Annotated in this window: 21 protein-coding genes and 2 tRNA genes; 8 read left to right on the top strand and 15 right to left on the bottom strand. The window is 69.3% G+C overall.

What is annotated here, in order from left to right; all coding sequences use genetic code 11:
• Positions 1 to 39: 39 nt before the first annotated feature.
• Positions 40 to 252, top strand: coding sequence for a hypothetical protein (locus KMW22_RS07680; protein ID WP_221089439.1), 213 nt, complete (start codon positions 40 to 42; stop codon positions 250 to 252).
• An 82-nt stretch (positions 253 to 334) separates the two neighbouring features.
• On the opposite strand, the gene KMW22_RS07675 is transcribed toward KMW22_RS07680, so the two are convergent.
• From KMW22_RS07675 to KMW22_RS07625, 11 genes are all read right to left on the bottom strand, one after another.
• A complete protein-coding gene (locus tag KMW22_RS07675; protein ID WP_221089438.1) occupies positions 335 to 3,781 on the bottom strand; it encodes an ATP-binding protein in 3,447 nt (1,148 codons plus the stop codon).
• Between the two features lie 125 nt (positions 3,782 to 3,906).
• On the bottom strand, positions 3,907 to 5,235 hold the full coding sequence (gene tig, locus KMW22_RS07670) for a trigger factor (protein WP_221089437.1): 1,329 nt from the start codon (positions 5,233 to 5,235) through the stop codon (positions 3,907 to 3,909).
• 427 nt (positions 5,236 to 5,662) lie between these two features.
• Positions 5,663 to 6,808, bottom strand: coding sequence for a hypothetical protein (locus tag KMW22_RS07665; RefSeq protein WP_221089436.1), 1,146 nt, complete (start codon positions 6,806 to 6,808; stop codon positions 5,663 to 5,665).
• A gap of 139 nt (positions 6,809 to 6,947) precedes the next feature.
• A tRNA-Leu gene (locus KMW22_RS07660) sits at positions 6,948 to 7,033 on the bottom strand.
• 62 nt (positions 7,034 to 7,095) lie between these two features.
• Positions 7,096 to 7,172: transfer RNA gene (locus KMW22_RS07655), tRNA-His, on the bottom strand.
• 165 nt (positions 7,173 to 7,337) lie between these two features.
• Positions 7,338 to 7,754 carry a c-type cytochrome gene (locus KMW22_RS07650; protein ID WP_221089435.1) on the bottom strand — a complete coding sequence of 139 codons (417 nt, stop codon included), beginning with the start codon at positions 7,752 to 7,754 and terminating at the stop codon, positions 7,338 to 7,340.
• 2 nt (positions 7,755 to 7,756) lie between these two features.
• On the bottom strand, positions 7,757 to 9,484 hold the full coding sequence (locus KMW22_RS07645) for a b(o/a)3-type cytochrome-c oxidase subunit 1 (protein ID WP_328774632.1): 1,728 nt from the start codon (positions 9,482 to 9,484) through the stop codon (positions 7,757 to 7,759).
• A 5-nt stretch (positions 9,485 to 9,489) separates the two neighbouring features.
• Positions 9,490 to 10,068: a cupredoxin domain-containing protein gene (locus KMW22_RS07640; protein ID WP_221089434.1), complete on the bottom strand. Its 579-nt coding sequence runs from the start codon at positions 10,066 to 10,068 to the stop codon at positions 9,490 to 9,492.
• 1 nt (position 10,069) lies between these two features.
• The gene (locus KMW22_RS07635; RefSeq protein WP_221089433.1) at positions 10,070 to 10,222 is read right to left on the bottom strand and encodes a cytochrome c oxidase subunit 2A; all 153 of its coding nucleotides are present in this window, start codon (positions 10,220 to 10,222) and stop codon (positions 10,070 to 10,072) included.
• Positions 10,223 to 10,531: 309 nt separating this feature from the next.
• On the bottom strand, positions 10,532 to 11,371 hold the full coding sequence (locus KMW22_RS07630) for a DUF72 domain-containing protein (RefSeq protein ID WP_221089432.1): 840 nt from the start codon (positions 11,369 to 11,371) through the stop codon (positions 10,532 to 10,534).
• A gap of 62 nt (positions 11,372 to 11,433) precedes the next feature.
• On the bottom strand, positions 11,434 to 11,859 hold the full coding sequence (locus KMW22_RS07625) for a response regulator (RefSeq protein WP_221089431.1): 426 nt from the start codon (positions 11,857 to 11,859) through the stop codon (positions 11,434 to 11,436).
• Positions 11,860 to 12,169: 310 nt separating this feature from the next.
• Between KMW22_RS07625 and hisF the strand changes: the two genes are divergently transcribed.
• The 6 genes from hisF (at position 12,170) to KMW22_RS07595 (ending at position 17,287) form a co-directional block, all read left to right on the top strand.
• A complete protein-coding gene (gene hisF, locus KMW22_RS07620; protein ID WP_221089430.1) occupies positions 12,170 to 12,970 on the top strand; it encodes an imidazole glycerol phosphate synthase subunit HisF in 801 nt (266 codons plus the stop codon).
• Between the two features lie 63 nt (positions 12,971 to 13,033).
• A complete protein-coding gene (gene hisIE, locus KMW22_RS07615; RefSeq protein WP_221089429.1) occupies positions 13,034 to 13,699 on the top strand; it encodes a bifunctional phosphoribosyl-AMP cyclohydrolase/phosphoribosyl-ATP diphosphatase HisIE in 666 nt (221 codons plus the stop codon).
• 369 nt (positions 13,700 to 14,068) lie between these two features.
• Complete coding sequence (locus KMW22_RS07610) at positions 14,069 to 14,923, top strand: DUF4394 domain-containing protein (protein WP_221089428.1); 855 nt, start codon at positions 14,069 to 14,071, stop codon at positions 14,921 to 14,923.
• 341 nt (positions 14,924 to 15,264) lie between these two features.
• The gene (locus tag KMW22_RS07605) at positions 15,265 to 16,056 is read left to right on the top strand and encodes a phosphodiesterase (protein WP_221089427.1); all 792 of its coding nucleotides are present in this window, start codon (positions 15,265 to 15,267) and stop codon (positions 16,054 to 16,056) included.
• On the top strand, positions 16,053 to 16,610 hold the full coding sequence (locus tag KMW22_RS07600; protein ID WP_221089531.1) for a 5-formyltetrahydrofolate cyclo-ligase: 558 nt from the start codon (positions 16,053 to 16,055) through the stop codon (positions 16,608 to 16,610). The genes KMW22_RS07605 and KMW22_RS07600 overlap by 4 nt, the downstream gene beginning before the upstream one ends.
• Positions 16,607 to 17,287 (top strand): lysoplasmalogenase family protein, encoded by a 681-nt coding sequence (locus tag KMW22_RS07595; protein WP_221089426.1) that lies wholly within the window; start codon positions 16,607 to 16,609, stop codon positions 17,285 to 17,287. The genes KMW22_RS07600 and KMW22_RS07595 overlap by 4 nt, the downstream gene beginning before the upstream one ends.
• Positions 17,288 to 17,430: 143 nt before the next feature.
• On the opposite strand, the gene KMW22_RS07590 is transcribed toward KMW22_RS07595, so the two are convergent.
• Genes KMW22_RS07590 through KMW22_RS07575 form a run of 4 tightly spaced genes read right to left on the bottom strand, consistent with a single transcriptional unit; the run spans position 17,431 to position 19,722 of the window.
• On the bottom strand, positions 17,431 to 18,066 hold the full coding sequence (locus KMW22_RS07590; RefSeq protein WP_221089425.1) for an SDR family NAD(P)-dependent oxidoreductase: 636 nt from the start codon (positions 18,064 to 18,066) through the stop codon (positions 17,431 to 17,433).
• Positions 18,067 to 18,112: 46 nt separating this feature from the next.
• Positions 18,113 to 18,736, bottom strand: coding sequence for an NUDIX hydrolase (locus KMW22_RS07585; protein WP_221089424.1), 624 nt, complete (start codon positions 18,734 to 18,736; stop codon positions 18,113 to 18,115).
• A gap of 9 nt (positions 18,737 to 18,745) precedes the next feature.
• A complete protein-coding gene (locus KMW22_RS07580) occupies positions 18,746 to 19,255 on the bottom strand; it encodes a 2'-5' RNA ligase family protein (RefSeq protein ID WP_235692747.1) in 510 nt (169 codons plus the stop codon).
• Between the two features lie 23 nt (positions 19,256 to 19,278).
• A complete protein-coding gene (locus KMW22_RS07575) occupies positions 19,279 to 19,722 on the bottom strand; it encodes a DUF6979 family protein (protein WP_221089422.1) in 444 nt (147 codons plus the stop codon).
• 70 nt (positions 19,723 to 19,792) lie between these two features.
• Between KMW22_RS07575 and gcvT the strand changes: the two genes are divergently transcribed.
• On the top strand, positions 19,793 to 20,863 hold the full coding sequence (gene gcvT, locus KMW22_RS07570) for a glycine cleavage system aminomethyltransferase GcvT (protein WP_221089421.1): 1,071 nt from the start codon (positions 19,793 to 19,795) through the stop codon (positions 20,861 to 20,863).
• Positions 20,864 to 20,906 lie beyond the last annotated feature (43 nt).

Below are 20,906 nucleotides of genomic sequence, written 5' to 3'. Positions count from 1 at the left end.
GAATGAATTCCGACAGAACCCTTGTGACACAGTCAGGGCGTGGAATCCGACGTTGTCTTGAACCAGCATCAGATCCGGGAGGAGGTGGCCCGCGCTAGCGCTTCGCTGCGGCGACATGCGCGGGGGCGCACCGCGACCGCCCTGGAAGAGTGGTATCTCAGCGCCTTTCACTCGCCGGAGGAACTGAAGTACATCGGCGTGTGGGCGCGGTTTCTGAACCAGCAGGTGACCCGTAAGGACATCGCCGCTTAAAGAGCACCGCGCGGCGCAAGGGGGTTGAGGACCTGTGGCCTCAACCCCCTTGCGCTGTCGGCCCGCTGTGGCCCAGCCCGGCTTACTCGGCCCCCTGCAGAGTGAAGTGAAAGGCCGAGCCCTGCCCCGGCACCGACTCCACCCACAGCCGCCCGCCATGCTGTACGGCAATCTTTTCGCAGATGGCCAGCCCCAGGCCGGTGCCCTCGTAGCGGTCGCGGCCGTGCAGGCGCTGGAACATCTCGAAGACCTTGTGCTGGTACTGTGGCTCAATGCCAATGCCGTTGTCGCGCACCGTCAGGCGCCACAGGGGCCCCTCGCGCTGGGCGCTGATCTGCACCAGCGGCGGGGCCTCGGCGCGGAACTTGACCGCGTTGCCAATGAGGTTCTGAAACAGCTGCGCCAGCCGGGGCACCGAGCCCAGCACCCGGGGCAGCGGTCCCACCTCTAGCTGCGCGCCGGAGTCCCGCAGCGCCGCGTCCAGGCGGCCCAGGGCCTCGCGCAGCGCGTCCTCCACCTGCACGGGCTCCAGGGGCAGGCGCTCGGCGTTCAGGCGGGAGAACACCAGCAGATCGTTCACCAAGAGCTTCATGCGCTCGGCACCCTGTTCCACGGTGCGCAGGTACAGCTGCGCGCGCTCGTCCAGGCGGTCGCCGTAGCGGTGCGCCAGCAGGCCTGCGTAAGAGCCCACGGTGCGAATGGGTTCCTGCAGGTCATGGCTGGCCACATAGGCAAAGCGTTCCAGTTCCGCGTTGCTGCGCGACAGCTCGGCATTGGCCCGCGCCATCTGGCGCTGCAGGGCTTCCTGCTCGGTGATGTCCGATCCCACCGCCACCGCGCCCACGATGGCCTCGCCCTGCCGGATGGGCGCGGCCGCCAGGCGCATCACGCGGTCCTCGCCACTGGTGCGGTGGCGCAGCAGCACGTCGCGCCGCACCTCATGGCCCTGCATGGCCTGCACAAAGGGCTCTTCCTCTAACCGCAGGCGCTCGCCGGTCTGGGGGTCGCGGCTGCTCAGTTCCTCGCTCAGTTCGCCCATCGCGCGGTCAAGCTGCGCCGGGTCAGTAAAGCCCAGCAGGGTCAGGGCCGGACCGTTGGCGCGCTTGATGCCGCTCAGGTCACCCACATACACGGCGTCGGGCAGGCTGGAGAGGATGGCGTTCAGTTCGGCCGCCTGCCGCTCGCTGTGGGCCAGGGCCCGCTGCAGTTCGGCGGTGCGCTCGGCCACCCGCGCTTCGAGGTCCGCCGAGTGCGCCTGCTCGCGGGCCAGGGCCTCGCGGCGCAGCGCGGCCAGGGCCAGCTGGGCATTGACCTTGGCCAGCAGTTCCCGGGCACTGAAGGGCTTGACCAGATAGTCGTCGGCGCCCGCTTCCAGGCCCTGCACCCGCGCTTCCTCGCCCGCGCGGGCCGAGAGCATGATCACCGGCAGGTCGTGCAGCGCCGGATCAGCGCGAATGGCCGCGAGCAGCCCCAGGCCGTCCAGCCCGGGCATCATCACGTCGGTCAGCAGCAGGTCCGGGGCCTGGGCCCGCGCCGCGTCCAGGGCCGCCTGCCCGTCGGCCACCACTTGCAGGTCGTGGTGCGGCGACAGTAGCCGCGTCAGGTACTCGCGCAGGTCGGCGTTGTCGTCGGCCACCAGCACGCGGCGGCGGCGCACGGCGGCCCCCAGCGCCGGGGCCTCGGGGGGGGCGTCCTGCGCGGGCACCTCGTGGGGCAACCAGCGCAGGGCCTCGTCTACAAAGGGCAGGGCGCCGCGCGCGCCGGTCTGCGGCGGCGGGGCGTCAGTCAGGCGCTCCGGGGGCAGGTGGGCCGAGCCCAGGGGCAGGCGCACGGTAAAGGTGGTGCCCTGCCCTTCTGCGCTGCGGGCCTCAATCTGCCCGCCGTGCAGCCCCACGATTTCGCGCACCAGGGCCAGCCCGATCCCGCTGCCTTCAAACGAGCGCCCGCGCTGGCCTTCAACCCGGTGAAAACGCTCGAACAGGCGGCCAACCTCGGCTTCCGGCACGCCCACCCCGGTGTCCTGCACGCTCAGCACCGCGTGGCGGCCCTCGGCGCGCAGGCTCAGCGTCACCTCGCCCTGCAGGGTGAACTTGAAGGCGTTGGACAGTAGGTTCAGGACCACCTTCTCCCACAGGTCGCGGTCCACGTACACGGGCCCCGGCAGCGGCGAGAGCTGCACCCGGAACCCCAGGCCCGCGCGCTCCATGGCCGCGCGGAAACTGCTGGCCAGATCGGCGTTCAGCGCCAGGAAATCCACCGGGGCAAAGCGGGCCTGCGCCCGGCCCGATTCCAGGCGCGAGAAATCCAGCAGGCTATTGACCAGCCGCAGCAGTCTCAGGCTGTTGCGGTGGGCCAGCCCCAGCGTCTGCTGCTGCGCGGGGGCCAGGGCCCCCAGTTCGCCGCTCAGCAGGTCTTCCAGCGGGCCCAGCATCAGGGTCAGGGGCGTGCGCAGTTCGTGGCTGGCGTTGGCAAAAAAGGCGGTCTTGGCGCGGTCCAGTTCGGCCAGGGCCTCGGCGCGCTGGCGTTCGTGCTCGTAAGCCCGCGCCCCCGCCAGCCCCGAAACAATCTGCGCCACACACAATTCCAGAAAGCTGCGGTAGGCGTCGTCCAGCGGCCGGTAGGGGTTGAGGCCCGCGATCAGCAGTCCCGCCGGGCGCTCGGCCCCGGGCTGGGTCAGCGGCAGGCTCAGGGCGCGCGCCGGGGGGCGGGCCCAGGGGCTACCGGGCAGGTCCGGTACGTTGCTCAGGTCGTGCTGTTCGCTGCTCACCTCGCCGGCCAGCACGGCAGCAACGGCCCAGGGGCCGCTGTCGCCCTCGGGCGGCAGCTGGTCCGGGGCCAACGGATGGTGGTCGGGCAGCCCAAAGCGCAGGGCGCAGCGCAGGGTGCCGTCCTCGGCGGGCAGATAGATCAGGGCAAAAGGCAGGTCGTGGGCCTCGGCCTCCAGGCCCACGCGCACCGCGTCCATCACCTCGGCGGTGCGGCGCGCCTCGTTCAGCTGCGCCGAGAGCCGCCCCAGCACCCGCAGGCGGCGCTCGCCCACCACCCGCTCGGTTTCCTCGGTCACCACGCACAGCATCCCGGTCACGGCGCCCGCGTCGTCGGCCAGGGGGCTGTAGGAAAAGGTGTGGTAGGTCTCTTCTGGATAGCCGCTGCGTTCCAGAAACAGCTGCAGGCCCTCGTCCCAGGTGGCCTCGCCGGTCTGCAGCACATGGTCAATGCGTGGGCCCGCCGCCGACCAGACCTCGGCCCACACCACGTCCGAGCGCGTCCCCAGCGCCCAGTCGCCCTTAACCCCCAGCGTGGGCAGGTAGGCGTCGTTGCAGAAGAAAATCAGCTCCGGGCCCCAGGCCATCCACATCGCAAAGCGCGAGGTCAGCATGATGCGCACGGCCGTTTTCAGGCTCTGCGGCCAGCTGGCGGGCACGCCCAGCGAGGTCCGGGCCCAGTCGAAGGCCAGCATGCGCCGCGCCATCTCGCCGCCACCTGCGAACAGGCCCAGCGACAGGTCGAAATCGGGAGGGGTGGTCATGGACAGTCAGGAGCATACGGCACCGCTGCGGCCCGCCCCATGAGTGCGCCTTCCCCTGGCCCAGCGCCCAAACGGCCAGCGGGAACCGTGGCATGCACGGTCCCCGCTGTGGCCCCTACAGGCCGTTATTCGGCGCTGGTGGCTTCGGTGCTTTCTTCGGTGGTGGCCTCGGCGCTGCTGGCTTCCTCGGTGCTGGCCGGCTCGCCGCCCTGCTTCTGGGCGCCGCTCAGCTGGCTCATGGCCTGCTGCAGGCCCTTTTCACGCACGAGGCTGGTGTAGTAGGCGTTGATGCCATTCGGGCCCAGCTGCTTGCTCAGCTCGGCGGGGCTCAGGCCGTTGGCCTGGGCCAGGGCGTTCATGGTCTGGTTGAACTCGGCGTCGCTGACCTGCACGTTCAGGTCCTCGGCCAGCTTTTCCAGCACCAGATCACGCTTCACGCGGGATTCAGCGTTCTTGCCCAGGTCGGCCATGAAGTCCTCGAGCTTGCCCTGCTCTTTCATGAAGCTCTCGTACTCGCCCCACTTCACGCCCTGGCGGCCCAGGTCGTCCTTGATCTCTTCGAGCATGCTCTCGCGGCGGCGGGTCAGCAGGGCCTGGGGAATGTCGGCTTCCATGCCCTCCATCAGGGCGCTGATGAATTCCTCGCGGCGTCCGGCCTCGCCTTCCTGCTGCGCGCGGCGCTCCAGTTCGGCCTTCAGATCGGTGCGCAGGCGCTCCAGGGACTCGAAGTTCAGGCTGCTGGCGAACTCGTCGTTCAGCTCCTGCAGCTGCTTGGTCTTCACGTCCACGATCTTCACGGTGACCGTGTGCTCGGGGTGCTCGTGGTCGCCGTGCGTGTGGGCGGGCACGGTGATCTGCACGGTGTCGCCCTTGGCCTTGCCCAGCAGCGCCTCGCGCACGTGGGGCTCGGCCACGTCGAGGTACACGGGGTAGGTGCCGCCCTCTTCGCCCTCTTCTTCAATGGTCACCTGGTCGCTGGCCTCAATGGGGCGCTCGGCGCTCTCGAAGGTGGCGTTGCGCTCGCGCAGGTCGCTAAGGGTGCGCTCCAGCACCTCGTCGGTGATTTCGGGGGCCTCGGCGCTGAGTTGCAGGCCGCTCCAGTCCGCCAGTTTGACTTCGGGGTAGGTTTCGCCCTTCACAGTGAATTCGAAGGACTGACCGCTCTGCAGGGCCTTGGGGTCAATGGTGGCGTCCACCAGGCTCAGCTTCAGCTCGCGGGCGGCCTGGGGGTAGTGGGTCTGCAGCAGGCGGTCACGCACTTCCTGCTCCACGTAGCCCTTGCCCACGCGGCCTTCAATCACCTTGCGCGGGGCCTTGCCGGGGCGGAACCCGGGCACGCGCACGTCGCGGGCCAGGCCAGCCCACACCTGGTCGTAGGCGCGGTTCACTTCGGCGGCGGGCACCGACACCTTGAATTCCACCTTGTTGCCTTCTCTGCTGATCAGCTCTGCCATTGGGTCTCCCGTCTGCGCCTGGGTCCGGCGGCTTCGCGGCGCGCCCCGCCTGAGGGGGCTGTGCTGGGCGAACCGCCGAACGCGCAGGCGCCCGATCTTGATTCTGCCGTGTCGCGGCACGCCTCCGCTGAGGGTGGGCACGCGACATGCCGCCGAGCATCATAGTGCATTTGCCCAGGGTCTGGGCGCGCGCCCTCACAGCGGAACCCAGGGCCTTGGAGGTGACGCCCCGCAACGGGCCTGGGGCGAGCGAAGTGAGTGTCTGCGACAGAGGGCGGTTGGCGTGGCCTTGAGGGGCTGGTCTTTGATCCCGGGGTAGCACTGGCAGCCACTGTCAGACATCCGGCGCAGGGCGAGCCGCGAGGGGCGCGCGCAAATCCCCCTGGCATACCACCAGGGGGTTCACCGCTGAGGGGCAGCCCTGCCTTCAGCGCTCCTGCACGGCGCTGCAGGCGCCCGCCTCCTCAATGTCTGCGTCCGCATTCTTCCCGTACAGGGCGTCGCCGCTCATCTTGTCCGGGGCAATGGTGCCCAGCTGGTCAATGCGGCATCCAAAAATCCGGCCGTCATCGGCAAAGATGGCCAGCACGGCGCTCGTGGGGGTGATCTTGAGCAGCATCTCGCCGGGAATGGCTCCAGAGACGCGCCCTTGCCACAGGTCGCCCTCGGCCTTCAGGCTGCCCTTCCAGCTGCCCAGCGGGGTGGTGACTGTCCAGGTGTCGCCGTCCCGGGGCGCCAGGGGCCACGAGGGCCGGACAGCCACCACGCGGCTGGCCAGCGCGGAGGCCGGCCCCTGCGCCGCGCTGCACTGGCCCAGCGAACGCTCGCTTTTCATGTCGTAGGCGGTGCCAGTGAGCACGGCCCCGCTGGCCCCTGCGCGCTCAATGACGCACAGCTGCTCGGCCGTTTGCGACACCACCATGAAGGTCAAATTCGTGGTGTCGGCCACTGCGCCCAGCACGGCAGGCGGCGTGCGCGAGATGATGCCCGAGAGGTTTCCCGGCTGGCCCTCCAGGGTCGCCGTCACTGTGCCGCTGGGCATCTTGACACTCCAGGTCTGCCCCGCTGCCAGCCGGTAGGGCCAGCTTGGCGCGCTGGTGTTGGGGGGGGCCGCCCGGCCCTGCAGCTGCCCGGTGCAGGTGCCGCGCGCCTCGCCAGGGCCATCGGTCTTGGCGAAGAACGACAGTTTGCCGCTGTACACGGGCCCCGCACCCCGTTCCAGACGACACGCCCAGTAGCCACCGCCGGGCTGAAGCGTCAGCAAGGACCAGAGCGTCTTGTCGGTTGACAGCACCAGCCAGCCTTTCTGAGTGCCGCGCGGCGTGCCCACCTGCAGTTCGCGGTCACCGTCGCTGTCGAGCTTGCCGGCGGTTGCGGTCCAGGTCTCCCCGGCCGCCGAGAAGATCCAGGTCTGGCCCTCGGCGGTGACTGGCGGCCAGCTGGCCCCGCTCTGGGCCGAGGCCGCTGGACCCATGGCGACCGCTGCTCCCAGTGCGGCGCCCGCCAGCAGACGGGCCACGGCGGCGCGGCGCGGTGAACGGCGTGTGGGCTGGAGCAGTGAGGTGGTGGTCATGGGTCCACCGTACGGACACGGCAGGACACTTGGCGGGACACTTGAGGCGAGCGGCCGGCCGGGTGCCGGGAAGCGCCCCTGCCCCCAACCCGCCCAAACAGCGAACAAGCACCAGGCCACCCGGTGCTTGTTCGCGCTGTGGTGCGAGGAAAGGGACTTGAACCCTCACTCCCTACGGGAACCAGATCCTAAGTCTGGTGCGTCTACCAATTCCGCCATCCCCGCACGTTGTGTTGACTGCCTGCTGAAAAGACTCGGCCCCGGGCATGCGCCTGGGGCCGGGTGTCTGGGGTGGATTATGGGATTTGAACCCACGACCTCCGCTTCCACAGAGCGGCGCTCTAACCGGCTGAGCTAAACCCACCACGCGCCCACGTCTTGCAGGCCCACACAGCTTAGAGGGGGCGGGCCAGGGTGTCAATCCCGGCCCTCTATGCCTGGGCCATTTGGCGGAGCGGGCCGCGTGCCTGCACGCCAGCGGCGCCGCCTGCCCACAGCCGGGCGAGGCGGCGCCGCGAGTGCCGCCGCGCTACTTCAGTGTCTGCACGTACGCCTGAATAGCGGCGATCTGGGCGTCGGTGGCAGGGGCGCCGTCCAGGCCGGTCTGCCGGAAGCGGGGCATGACGGTGCCCAGTTCCCGCCCCTGGGGCGACTGGCCGTCCAGCACGGCGTGGGCGAATTCGGCGCTCGCCCAGGCGGCGGTGTGAACCAGTCCCGGCCCCAGGCCGCCCTCGGCCTTCGCGCCGTGGCAGCCCGCACAGTTGCCTGCGTACAGGGCCTGACCGTTCGGGGTGCTGGGCGCAGCCGCCGCGCTGACCTCGGCCCCGCCCCCGGTGCCGGCCAGCCGCCCCCCGGCCTGGTAGGCGCCCAGGCCCAGCACGGTGCCCAGCACCAGAAAGGTCACGAAACCCGCCACCTGCTTGCCGCTGTAGAACTCGCCGCTCACGCTTACCACAACCTCTGGCCGGGCACGAACTGGTAGTTCGCCAGCATGGGGCCAATCACCGGGGCGTACACCAGAATCACCAGCAGCAGCGAGGCCACCGTCAGGGCCAGCAGGGGCTCGGTGCGGCGCACCAGGGTGCTGGCGCCCGCCAGCTGCTCGCCGGCCGCACTGATCGCCTCGCTGTAAGGAATGGGGGTGCTTTCGGGGTCGTCCACCCGGGGCGAGAGCAGGGTTTTGAACAGCACCCCGAAGAAGAAGATGGCCGCCACGAACAGCACCATGCCGCTCACGGCCGTCATCAGCTTGGGCAGGGCAATGTTCATGCCGTCGTACACCGCCTGCTGGGCGGCGGCGCTCACCTGCGCGCGCCGGGGCACACCCGCCAGCCCCTGCCAGTGCATGCCCACCGCAAAGAGCATCATGCCGCCGAACCACAGCCACACCGAGGCCAGCGCCGCGCGGGGCCACGCCAGCCGCTTGCCGGTCAGGTGCGGCACTAGCCAAAACACCAGCCCCATGAAGGTGAGGGTGGTGGCGGTGCCCACCGTGATGTGAAAGTGCCCGGGAATCCAGGCGGTGTTGTGCACCACGGGCGAAAAGGCCATGGAGGCGTTCACGATGCCGCCCGCGCCGCCGAAGATGAACGAGATCATGGCCAGCACCTGCGCGGTCATGGAGGCGTTGCCCCAGGGCAGGCGCGTGACCCAGCCAAAGAGCCCGCGCCCGCCGCGCGCCCGCGCCGAGTCTTCCAGCGCCGCGCCCACCGAAAAGGCCGTGAGCAGGCTGGGCACCGCCACCAGGAAGGTCAGGAACATGTGAATGACCTTCCAGGTGTTTTGCACGTTGGGGTCGGCGTACTGGTGGTGCAGGCCCACCGGCACGCTGAAAATCAGGAACATGGTAAAGGCCAGCCGGGCCAGCCCTTCACTGGCGATGCGGCCCCCCGCCTGCCGGGGCAGAAAGGCGTACCACGAGATATAGGCGGGCAGCAGCCAGAAGTACACGATGGGGTGCCCGGTCCACCAGAACAGCGTGCGGGCCAGCAGCGGGTCCACGCCGCGCGTGAGGCCCAGCGACCAGGGAATCAGCATGAACACGACTTCTGCCACCAGCCCCAGCGAGGCCACGCCCCACATCAGCCACGTCGCCACGCTCATGTAGGCCACCAGCGGGGTCACGCGGCCCGGGTTGGCGCGCTTCCAGCCGAGCCACAACAAGACCACCTGCGCCGCCACCAGCAGGCTGGCCGCGACCATCACGGCCGCGCCAATGTAAAAGACGGGGCTGCCCTCCAGCGGCGGGTAAAAGGTGTACAGCACGGTGGCGTCGTTGGTCAGCAACGGCACGGCGGCCGTCAGCAGCCCGGCCGTCATCATCAGGTAGGTGAACCACGCAAAGCGCATGTTGGGGCGCACCTGCAGGTCCCGCGCAGGCAGGTACAGCATCCAGCCGCTGATAAAGAACTGGGTGAACACCAGCGCGTTCAGCACGCCGTGCAGGGTCAGGCCCTGGTAGTAGGACTTGATCAGGTTTTTCAGCAGCGGGTACTCGTAGAGGTTGATGCCGCCGTAGTTCAGCGCCTGCAAGGGGCCCAGCAGCACCCCGATAAAGAGCGCCAGAAAGGCGGTGACGATGTAGTACTGGGTCAGCTTTTTCAGGCTGGTCAGGGTGGCCGCGTCCAGGGCCGCAGGCGCGCGGGCCGGGGCCGGTTGCGCAGGAAGGGTGGTCACAGGGGTTACTCCTTGGCCGCCGGGGCAGGCGGCTCCACCAGAAAGCGGGTGATCATGTTGTGGTGGCCCAGGCCGCAGTACTCGTTGCAGATGACGTGCTGCTCGCCGGGGTGACGGAACGTGACGGTCAGGGTGGCGACGTGGCCGGGCAGCAGTTCCACGTTCACGTTCGTGCCGGTGATCTGAAAGCCGTGGGCGACATCGGTGGCGGTCACATGCAGGGTCACGGGGCGCCCGGCGGGCAGCCGCAGGACGGCGGGCTGAAAGGTAAAGTTCCCGGCCACGATGTAGGCGTCCAGCGTGCCCTGGTCGTTCACCACCGGCTGCCCAGCGGCGTCCACCACCAGCCCGGGTTTGGCAAACGGCGTGGCGGCGAGATTGGCGGGGTCAATGCGGCCCTTGGTCACCGCCATGCTGTGGCCGCCGCCCTGACCACTGAGGCGCGGGTAGGTGCCGCTGATCAGGCTGGCGAGCACGCCCACGAACAGCAGCACGCTCATGACCACCGCCAGCCCCAGCCAGATCCGCTCGTAGCGTTCCAGGGCGTGGTGGTCCAGGCGCGGCACGGACGAGGTGCGGCGCATCTCAGGCCCGGCCCTGGAAAATGCCCAGCACCAGCAGCCACAGGGTGGAAATGCTGAGCAGCAGCACGGCAATCACCATCAGCGTGCCCCGGGGCGGCGAGGTGCGCTCCGGGGGGGCCTCGTGGGGGTGAGGCTCGTGGGGCGGGCGGCTCATGACCGTTCCTCCCGGCCCGGTTGCGTGACCTGTGTCCGTTCAAGAATCCGCATGAAAGACCTCCATGCGGCGAGCCTCGCGCCGGAGCGTTACGGGGGCATTACGGGTGTGGGGAATGGGGAGGTGAGCGGCATGGGCAAGCGGCTAGCACAGCCTGGGGGCCGCACTGGCCTGACAAGCCCAGAGCTGGAGAAGCCCAGCGCCTCTGTCTGAGGACGGGCCAAGCAGCTGGGGCCACTGGTGGAGAAGTCCCCACCTCTCCGCTGAGCCTTCAGCGAGATTGGACGCGCAGCGTTGCGGGCTCCTGCTTTACAGCAGACGGCCCTGATCCGCCGAGCGCTCGGCCGGGTCCGGCGTAGCCACCGGCACGCCGTGGGCGTTCAGGGCCTCGCGCAGCATGGGGATGTTTTTCAGGGCGTGCCCCTTGGTGGTGTTCTCGAAGAAGATGTACAGCTCGGAAAGGTCCTCGGCCACCAGGGCAATCTTCTGCGCCCACTCGTCCATCTCGGCGCGGCTGTAGCGGTAGTCGTGGCGCTCGGCGGCGCTCTGGCCTTCCCACCAGCTGCCCGCGTTGCGCCCGTGCAGGCGCAGGTAACCCACATCGCCCGTGGCATGCAGCTGCGGTTCGGGCAGGCCGCCTACCGGCGGGTAATCGGGGCTGACCCAGATCAGGCCGCGTTCGGCCATGCCCTCGCGCACCTCGGGGCGGTCCCAGTCGGCGCCGCGCAGTTCCACGGCCAGTTCGTGGCCAGTAAAGCGCTCGGCCAGGGCCTGCAGGTACTTGCGGTTCTCGGCCGTGCGGTGAAACGAATAGGGAAACTGCGCCAGATACGGGCCCATCACGCCCGCCTCGCGCAGCGGCTGGGGGCTTTGCAGCATGCGGTCAAAGTCGGCGTCGGTGGGGGCGCGGTCGTGGGTAAACACCTTGTTCAGCTTCACCGCAAATCGGGTCTGGGCGCCGCTTTTGCGCACCATGCCCTCAAAGGCCTTCAGACCCGGAATGCCGTAAAAGGAACTGTTCAGCTCTACAGCGTCAAAGTGCGCGGCGTAGGTGGCGAGATAGTCGTCCTTGCGCACGCCCTCGTACAGCAGGCCCGGCGCGGCCCAATCTTCGTTACTAAAGCCCCCACAGCCGATATACACACGCATACGGCCAGGGTAAGCGCCCCCGGGGCCCAGGAGCGCGAAGTCTGAAGATTTCCGTCAGTGGGCTAGTGCGTGCGTGGCACGCGGTTCAGCGAGGTCCAGAAGGCCTGAATGGTGCGCAGCGCCTCGCGGAACTGGGCAAAGTCCAGTGGCTTGACCACGTAGCCGCTGGCGCCGTGCGCGTAGCAGTCGCGGATATCGCGGCCCTCGCCGCTGGTGGTCAGCATGACCACGGGCAGCCCCTGCAACCCCGGCTCGGCGCGGATGGCGTCCAGCACGGCCAAACCGTCCATCTGGGGCATCTTCAGGTCCAGCAGCACCAGGTCCGGCAGGCAGCCGGCCGCGCGGGCCTCGCGCAGCAGTTGCAAGGCAGCGGGGCCGCTGGAGGCCACTTGCACCTCTGGGCGACCAGGAGCGTCGTCCAGCGCGGTCAGGGCCAGTTCAAGGTCGTTGTGGTTGTCGTCAACAAGCAGGATACGGCGGGTGTTCACAGTGCCCCCAGGTGCAGGTGAGACCGAATCCAGAACAGGCCACAGGACAATCGGGACCGGGGACCCACCGCAGGGAGAAAAAGACAGAGGAAAGAAGATGCTGAGAGCAGAGGGAAACAGAGGAGCAAAAAACCCCGGTGAGGACAGAGGGCGGCCGGTGGCGGGGTGCCACCAGTGACCCCCAGTTTAACAAAATCCCGTGAGCGGACCTTAAAGATCCGCTTATCTGCCTGAGCTGCACCCTGGCACCCCCTTCCCCCTCTTGACAGCCCCGCTGCCCGCATGGGCGGGGCCGCGTAGACTGGCGCGCATGTTGACCAAGCGCATCATTCCCTGCCTGGACGTGCAAAACGGGCGGGTGGTGAAGAACGTTCGCTTTTTTGAAAACCACCGCGACGCCGGCGACCCCCTGGTGCTGGCCCAGGCCTACGAGGCGCAGCAGGCCGATGAACTGGTGTTCTACGACATCACTGCCACCCACGAGGGCCGCAGCCTGATGCTGGACGTGGCCGCCCGGGTGGCCGAGCAAGTGATGATGCCCCTGACGGTGGGCGGCGGGGTCAATGGGCTGCCGGATTTCCGGCAACTGCTGCTGGCGGGCGCCGACAAGATCAGCGTGAACAGCGGGGCCCTGAGCCGCCCCGAGCTGATCCGCGAGGCCAGCGACCACCACGGCGCGCAGTGCGTGATGCTAAGTATTGACGCCAAGCGCCGCCCGGAGGGTGGCTGGAACGTGTTCCGCGCGGGCGGCCGGGTGGACACGGGCCTGGACCTGATCGAGTGGGCGGTGCGCGGGCAGGCGCTGGGCGCGGGCGAAATCTGCCTGAACGTGATGGATGCCGACGGCACCCGCGCCGGCTTTGATCTGGAGGCCACGCGGGCGGTGGCCCGCGCGGTGGACCTGCCGGTGATCGCCTCCGGGGGAGCCGGGAAACTGGAAGACTTCCGCGACGTGCTGCGCGGCGGGGACCAGGGCGGCCACGCCGACGCCGCCCTGGCCGCCAGCGTGTTTCACTTTGGCGAACTGACCGTGCCGCAGGTGAAGGCGTACCTGAAAGGTGAGGGCCTGGCCGTGCGGCCGGAATGGGGAACGGGGCGTGGGCAGTGGTAAGTGGGCCGGCGCGTTGTTCCACTGCCCACTGCCCCCTCACCACCCCCTGCCCGGAGGGCCCCCATGACCACTGACCTGCCCAGCACCCTGACCTTTGACCCCCAGACCGGCCTGCTTCCGGTGGTGACCCAGGACGCCCGCACCGGCGCGGTGCTGATGCAGGCGTGGGCCGACCGCGCGGCGGTGCAGCGTACCCTGGACACCCGCGAAGCCACCTACTACTCGCGCAGTCGTCAGGCCCAGTGGATCAAGGGCCAGACCAGCGGCCACACCCAGCGCATCGTGAGCGTGCAGGCCGATTGCGACGGCGACAGCCTGCTGTACCGCGTGGAGCAGACCGGCCCGGCCTGCCACACCGGGGCCTACAGCTGTTACCACCAGCCGCTGCTGGCAGGCGACGACCCCGGCAGCGGCCTGGACGGCACCCTGGAGCGGGTGTACGCCACCATTGCCGAGCGGCTGGCCACCCTGCCCGAGAATAGTTACGTGGCCCGGCTGCACGCAGGCGGCCTGGACCGGGTGCTGAAAAAGATCAGCGAGGAAGCGGGCGAGGTGTTGCTGGCCGCCAAGAACGGGGACCGCACCGAACTGGCCACCGAAGCCGCCGACCTGCTGTTTCACCTGCTGTTCGCCCTGGCCGAGGTGGGCGTGGGCCCAGCGGATGTGGCCGCCGTGCTGCAGGCCCGCGAGGGCAAAACCGGCCTGAAAGGCCCCAAAGAGGTGGGCTGAGCCGGACGGCCTTCCAGTGCTGAGGGTGGAGAACCCAGAGGGCTTGAGGGTGTGGAGTCTCAAACCCTCCCGGGCGACCAGAGCGGGGGCCACAGCAGACAGCGGCGCCGGGCCCGCCTGGGTGGTTGCCGGGGGACCTGCCCCCTTCAGAGCAGGCTGCTGTTCATCTGCAGTGCCGTCCAAGTCCAATTCACAAACATCCAGACTTTGACGGCCGCCGGCTGAAGAGCTGCCCCAGCAGCACAAGCCTAAAGAAGGCATGAACGGCGGGGCTGATCCGCCGTTCCCCGTACCGCTTACCCCTGATCAGGAGTGCCCCGGCCACCTGAGGAAGGGTCTGGGCCCTCCCCCACCTCAGGAGGGACCCTTATGAAATATGCTGCGCCCCTTGCCGTGCTGTCTTCACTCGTTCTGGCTGCCTGCAATCCACCAGTGACCCCGGCCGCCCCCAGCGGTCAGGTGGTCTACGGCCTGGGTGCCGGGGGCCAGCTGGTCAGCTTTGGCCTGGACAATGCCAGTGCCAGCCTGCGCACCATGCCCATTACGGGGCTGGGCAACGGCGAAACGCTGGTGGACCTGGACCTGCGCAACACCGACAACATGCTGTACGCCATGTCCAGCGCGGGGAACGTCTACCGCCTGAGCATGACGGGCGCCGCCACCCGCGACAGCGCGACCCTGGGCGACGCCGCTGTGGCGATGGACTTCAACCCCGTGGCCAACCGCCTGCGGGTGCTGGGCACCGCCGACCGCAATTACCGCCTGACCCTGGCCAGCGCGCCGGTCCCGGGCACCTCGCCCGCTGGAACGGTCACCAACGACGGCACCTTCGCCTACGTAACGGCCACCCCCAACCCCAATCTGGTGGCGGCGGCCTACACGAATTCGTTCAACAACAGCGCCAGCGGCGCGGTGAACGCGGGCACCACCACCGAACTGTTTTCCATTGACGCCGACACCGATGCCCTGGTGCTTCACAGCAACAACCCGACTGGCCCGGCTGGCAACTTCAGCCTGCTGACCACGCGCGGCGCGCTGGGCGTGGACGCCATGCCCGGCATGACCGGCTTTGATATCGCTGGGGCCAGCAGCGCCTACCTCAGCACTGCGGGCAGTGGCAGCACGGCGTTCTACACCGTGGACCTGGGCACAGGCCGGGCCACCCTGAAAACCACGGTGGGCGTGGGCCTCAAGAGCTTTGCGCTGGGACTGAACCCACAGTAAGGCCGCTTTCCACGCCCCGCGTTCCCGCGCCAGGAACGCGGGGCGTGGTCTGACAGCGGTCTTCCGTTCCGCCCAGGGGAGGAAGAGAGCCCCCTCAACGCCACTTCAACCACTGTCTGTCGCGGTCACTCGCTCTGCTCCGCAGCTTTGCAAGTCCGCTCGCCCCACATGACCTGAAGGATTCGCCTTCAGGTCATGTGGTTCCCGCTCTGAATGGCCGCAGCTGTGCTCGCGTGCCCGGGGAGTTCCTGCCACAATGAAGGCCTTCATTCCCCGGCACGCGCTCCTGCTTCTGTTCTGCGCGCCTGCTCCGTCTTCTTCCCCCACGAGGTCCCCCTCCCATGTTCATCGCCCAGCTCAGTGACACGCATGTGGACACCGCCCAGCCGCACAAGGCCGAGGCGCTGCGCCGCGCCGTGGCTTTTCTGACCACCCTGCCCCGCACCCCCGACGCCGTGCTGATCACCGGCGACTGCACCGAGCACGGCCTTCCTGAAGAGTACGAGACGTTCCAGGCCGCGCTCTCGCCGCTGACCATGCCGGTGTATGTGGTGCCCGGCAACCACGACGACCGTGCCCAGATGCTGGCGCGCTTTCCGCTGCCGGGCGAGGGGCTGAGCGGCTTTTTGCAGTACGTCGTAGAGGACGGGCCGCTGCGCCTGATCGGGCTGGACACCCACTGGCCGGGGCAGGGGGCGGGGCAACTGTGCGCCGCGCGCCTGTCGTGGCTGGACGAGGTGCTGGCCCAGGCCCCAGAGCGCCCCACGCTGCTGTTCATGCACCACCCGCCCATCCAGAGCGGCCTGCAGGTGATGGACGCTATTGGCCTGCGGGGGCGCGCGGAACTGTGCGAGGTGGTGCAGCGCCACCCCCAGGTGGTGCGAGTGCTGGCCGGTCACGTGCATATGCCGCTCACCGCTGGCTTTGCCCACACCACGGTCATGACCTGCCCCGGCACCGACGCCACCTTTCAGCCGGACTGGGCGCAACCCCACAAGCTGGTGATCCAGTACCAGCCGCCCCTGGCGCTGCTGCACCACTGGCAGGAGGAGGCGGGGCTGGTCTCCTTTACGGCCGCCCCCGAACGCGCCCCCTGGGTGACCCTGCACGACGGCCAGCGGTGGGCGGGCTGAGGCCCCTTCTGGATGCCCCCAAACCCGAATGGCGACGCTGGGCGCGCGAGGTTCGGGCCGGGCTTCCCGACCCATCCGAGGCGATCACCGCGCACCTGCGGGCCTTTCTGCGATCCCACGGCGCCCGGCGCGTGCTGGCCTACCGCGCGCTGGCGGGCGAGCCCGACCTCTGCGCGCTGGCGGACGAGTTTGAACTGCTGACCACCCGCGCCCGCTTTCGCCCGCAGCCGCACCTGACCCTACACCCCTGGCACACGGCCACCGAGCCCAGCCGCTTTGGCGCCCTGCAACCCCCGGCCGACGCGCCGCAGGTGCCACTGGACACGGTGGATGCCGCGCTGCTGCCCGCCCTGGCGTATGACCGCGCTGGGGTGCGACTGGGCTACGGCGGCGGCTTTTATGACCGTCTGCTGCCCGGTTTCGCGGGCCTGACCGTGGGCGTGATCCCGGCGGCCCTGCTGGTGCCCGCGCTGCCCCGGGACCCCCACGACTGCCCGGTGGCGTGGCTGGCCACCGAGGACGGCGTGCAGGCCACCGGGCGGAGCGAGGCATGAGCCGCTGGCCCTTTCGCCTGGGCGCCGCTGCTACCGTGGCAGCCGGCATGGCCGACCACGCCCGCGCCCACCAGACTGCCGAAACCAGCCTGATCCTGGCCCTGATGACCGAGGTCCTGGCCCAGGCCCCGGCACGGTCACGCACTGATACCGCTCTGCTGCTGGGAGCCCTGGGGGCATCGGGCCTGGGTGGGCTGCACATTGCCACGGCCACGCACCTGCCGGACCCCCAGGGGTATCCCGCTGGCTTCCGGCGTGGCGCAGCGTGGTACGCGCTGGCCCAGACGGCGTATCTCGGTCTGCTGTGGCGTCACGGGGCCCGGCCGCACGCGGGCGCGTGGCCCCTGCGCCTGGGGGCCGCTGGGCTGGGCCTGGGCCTGCTGCTGCGGCACGACCGCGCCAGCCTGCCCACGCTCAGCGGCTACGGCACACTCCTCTCTGGGATGGCGCTGCTGGCCGCCGACCCCCGGCTGGCCCCGGCGGCGGGCCGCGCCTTGCGGGTGGGCGGCTGGCTGTTCGTGGCCTCGGACCTGCTGATTCTGGTGCGGCGCTACCTGCTGCGAGGCCGCCTGAGCCGCGCCCTGGCCGAAGGGCTGATGCTGGCCCTGTATGCCAGCGCCCAGCGCCGGCTGATGGACGGGTTGCTGGAATTGACGCGCCAACAACAGGAGAGGTAAGCGCTCAGAACGGTCACCACCTGACCTGGAGGTTAACCCTTCAGATCATGTGGAGCGAGCGGCGCGAGTCACCGCGACAGAGAGCGGTTGGCGTGGCGTTGAGGGGGGTGCGTTTCTCCCCTGGGTGGAACGGAACACCGCTGTCAGCCCTCTACGCGCAGTTCGGCCTGCGCTGGCCCCGCCCGGTCCGCCACGATGGCCTGCGCCACCGCTTCGGGCGCCAGCGCCCCCTTGGGCGCCCGGCCCACCTGGGCCCACAGCCCCGTGTCCACCGCTGGTGGCAGCACCAGCGTCAGGCCCAGGCCCCGGTGTTCCAGCCGGGCAATATCGGCGGCGCGGGCCAGGGCGGCCTTGCTGGCGGCGTACTGGGTAAAGCCGCGCGCCGTGACCAGTTCGGGGCGGGCGCCCAGCAGATACACGCGCCCGCCCGGATGCAGCCGCCCCAGGCCGTGCTTGAGCACCCACAGCGCCCCAAAATAATTGGCGTTCCACACTGCGCGCACCTGGGCGGGGTCGGCCCCGGCCAGCGGTTCGGGGTGGGCGGCCCCAGCGGCGTAGACCAGGGTGTCTACCGGCGCCGGCAGCCCTTCAAAGAGCGCCCGCACATGGCTCTCGTAGCCCAGGTCGGCCCCTTTGGCATGCGCGCCCAGTTCGCCGGCCAGCGCCGACAGGCGCGCTTCGTCCCGCCCAGAGAGCGTCAGCGAAGCCCCCGCCTGGGCGAACGCCCGCGCGGTGGCCGCCCCGATGCCCCCCGTCGCCCCAACAATCAGCACGTTCATTCCGTCAGTCAAGCCCTTTCCAGCGCGGCAGACGGTAGGCGGGCGTTCAGTCCACATCCACCCCCAGCGCGGGGTGCCGGGCCAGTTCGGCGGCGCGCTGGACCTGCTGGGGCAGATTGCGGCTCAGGCTCAGAGGGGGCAGGGCATCCAGGGGGAAAAAGCCGCTGTCGGTGGTTTCCAGGTTGGCGGCGTGCGCCCCATCTTCTGGCCCGGTCAGCTCGCAGTGCAGGAACAGCTTGTACACCGCCCACAGGTCCGGCGGGTGGGGATGCTGGGCCTTGTCCAGCACAGCCAGCAGGCGCAGGGCACGCACCTGTCGCCCCGTTTCCTCCCAGACCTCGCGCACCGCGATCTGGCGCGGGCTCTCGCCGGGGTCGGCCCAGCCGCCGGGCAGGCTCCAGCGGCCGTCGGCGGCCTCGCGGGTCAGCAGCACCTCGCCCCGGGTGTTCAGCACCACGGCGCGCACGTCCACCTTGGGGGTCAGGTAGCCTTCCTCCACCCGCAGCAGGGCCGCCACCTCGGCGGGGGCCTGCCCTGTCTGCTCGGCCAGCAACTCGGCGGTCAGGTCGCGCAGGCGCTCGAAGCGCTGGCGGTCGTAGGGGTCGCGGGTGTAGGTCAGCCCGGCCTGGGCAATGGACTGCAACTCGCGGAGCTGGGCCAAGGTGGGCATGGGGTGACTCTACCCGCCCTCCAGCGGCCACGCCTCCAACGGAAGATAGACGGCACCGGGCCCGGCCTTTCGCAGCCAGACCAGTTCAGTGGCCGTGAAGGTCAGCGGCTGGGCCTCCAGATCGGCAAAGGTGACCTGCGCGGCGGCCAGCAGGGCCCCCAGGTCCACCCCCCGCCGCCCCAGCGCCACCGACAGGTGCGGTGTCATCCCCGGGCCCTCATAGCCGAAGCGTTCGGCAGGGTTCAGGGCGGCCAGCAGCGCGAGGTGCAAGCCCACCGCCTCTGGACTGTGCACCTGCAGGTACAGCGCCGTCCCGTTGCGAAAGAGGCGCGGCCCGCCGATGGTGAGGGCCACCGGCGAGACCTGTGCCGCCACCGCGCGCGCCTGGGATACCCACGCCAGGTCCTCGCCCAACCCGCTGCGCGCCTTGACCGTGACATGCGGGGTGGCGGCGGCGTCCCGAATGCCGTGCGCGGCCCGGAAGGCCACGACCTGCTCCGCCAGAGCGGGTGGGGGCAACAGGGCCAGGAGGTGCGAGGCGCTCAAGGCTGGGCCCGAAACACGCCCAGCCGGATCAGGGCGCGGAGTACGTCCAGAACACCGTTTTCACCTTTACGTGTTATTCCGCTTCTGCGCTGGGTGGCCTCCCACCAGGCCCGCTTGTTGTTCAGCACCTCAGGGTGCTCGCGCTGCACTGCGGCGGCGACCAGGGCATGCTGCGCGTTCAGGCTCAGCGCTGACGCCGCTTCTCCGGGCAAGTAAACCGTCACATACCCGTGTTCGGCTAGCGACACGAAAGTTGAACGCGGGCAGCCCTTGTTCAGCGTACTCTGGCGGCCCTCCACCTGCGTTTGGGCCCAGGCCCAGGCGTCTGCGGGCGGACGCCCCGCACGTAGGGCGGAGACCGCTTGCTCCGTCAGCCTTTCATAGACCGTGGTGGCTACGCTTTCTGACTGCACCTGCACGTCATTTTTCTGCACCTGCATCTCCTGGCCCCCTTGACCTTTCGTCCAAACCCCCCGGACGGCTGACCACCCGTTCCGCTACGATTTTCCCATGACCGACACCCCCACCGAGCCGCTGAAGCGGACGCCGCTGCACGCCGCGCACCTGCGCGCCGGGGCCCGCATGGTGCCTTTTGGCGGCTGGGACATGCCGGTGCAGTACAGCGGCCTGAAAGCCGAGCACGAGGCTGTGCGCAAAGGCGCCGGGGTCTTCGACGTGTCGCACATGGGTGAATTCCGCGTGACGGGCCCCGGCGCCCTGGCCTTCTTGCAAAGCGTGACCACCAACGACGTGAGCAAGCTGAAGCCCGGCCGCGCCCAGTACAACTGGCTGCCCGGCGTACAGGGCGGGCTGGTGGACGACATTTACATCTACATGGTCCGTGACGGCGAATACCTGATGGTGGTGAACGCCAGCAACATCGCCAAGGACTGGGCGCACCTCAGCGCCCATACGGCGGGCTTTGAGGTGCAGCTGAGCGACGAATCCGACCGCTGGGGTCTGCTGGCCGTCCAGGGCCCGAAAGCCGCCGAACTGCTGCAGCCTCATGTGGACGTGGACCTGAGCGCCAAGAAGAAAAACGCTTACTTTGCGGCCAAACTGTTCGGCTTTGACGTCATGCTGGCCCGCACCGGCTACACCGGCGAGGACGGCTTTGAGGTCTTCGTGGACGCCAGCGAGGCCGAAACTGTCTGGGACAAGCTGCTGGGCATTGGCCTGATCCCCGCTGGCCTGGGCGCCCGCGACACGCTGCGGCTGGAAGCCGGTTTCCCGCTCTACGGCCACGAGTTCAGCGACACCATCCATCCCTTGTCCAGCACCTACAGCTGGGTGGTCAAGGACAAGGCCCATGTGGGCCGTGAGCACATCAGCCTCGCGCCGGCGCACAAGCTGATTGGCCTGAAGCTGGAGCGCGTGCCCGTGCGCGAAGGCTACCCGGTGAAGGTGGCCGGGCAGGTCGTGGGCCACGTGACCAGCGGCACCAGCAGCCCCACCCTGGGCCACCCCATTGCGATGGCGCTGGTGGAGGCCGCCTTCGCCACCGCCGAGACCTTTGAAGTTGAAGTGCGCGGTAAGGACCACCCAGCGACGCGGATGGACCTGCCGTTTTACAAAGGGTAAGTGGGAAGTGGTCAGTGGTGAGTGGAGACCACACCGCAGGACC

It is taken from the genome of Deinococcus aquaedulcis (genome assembly GCF_019693445.1).
GTDB classification, from domain to species: Bacteria; Deinococcota; Deinococci; order Deinococcales; family Deinococcaceae; genus Deinococcus; species Deinococcus aquaedulcis.
This window is presented reverse-complemented; position numbering and strand designations above follow the sequence as displayed.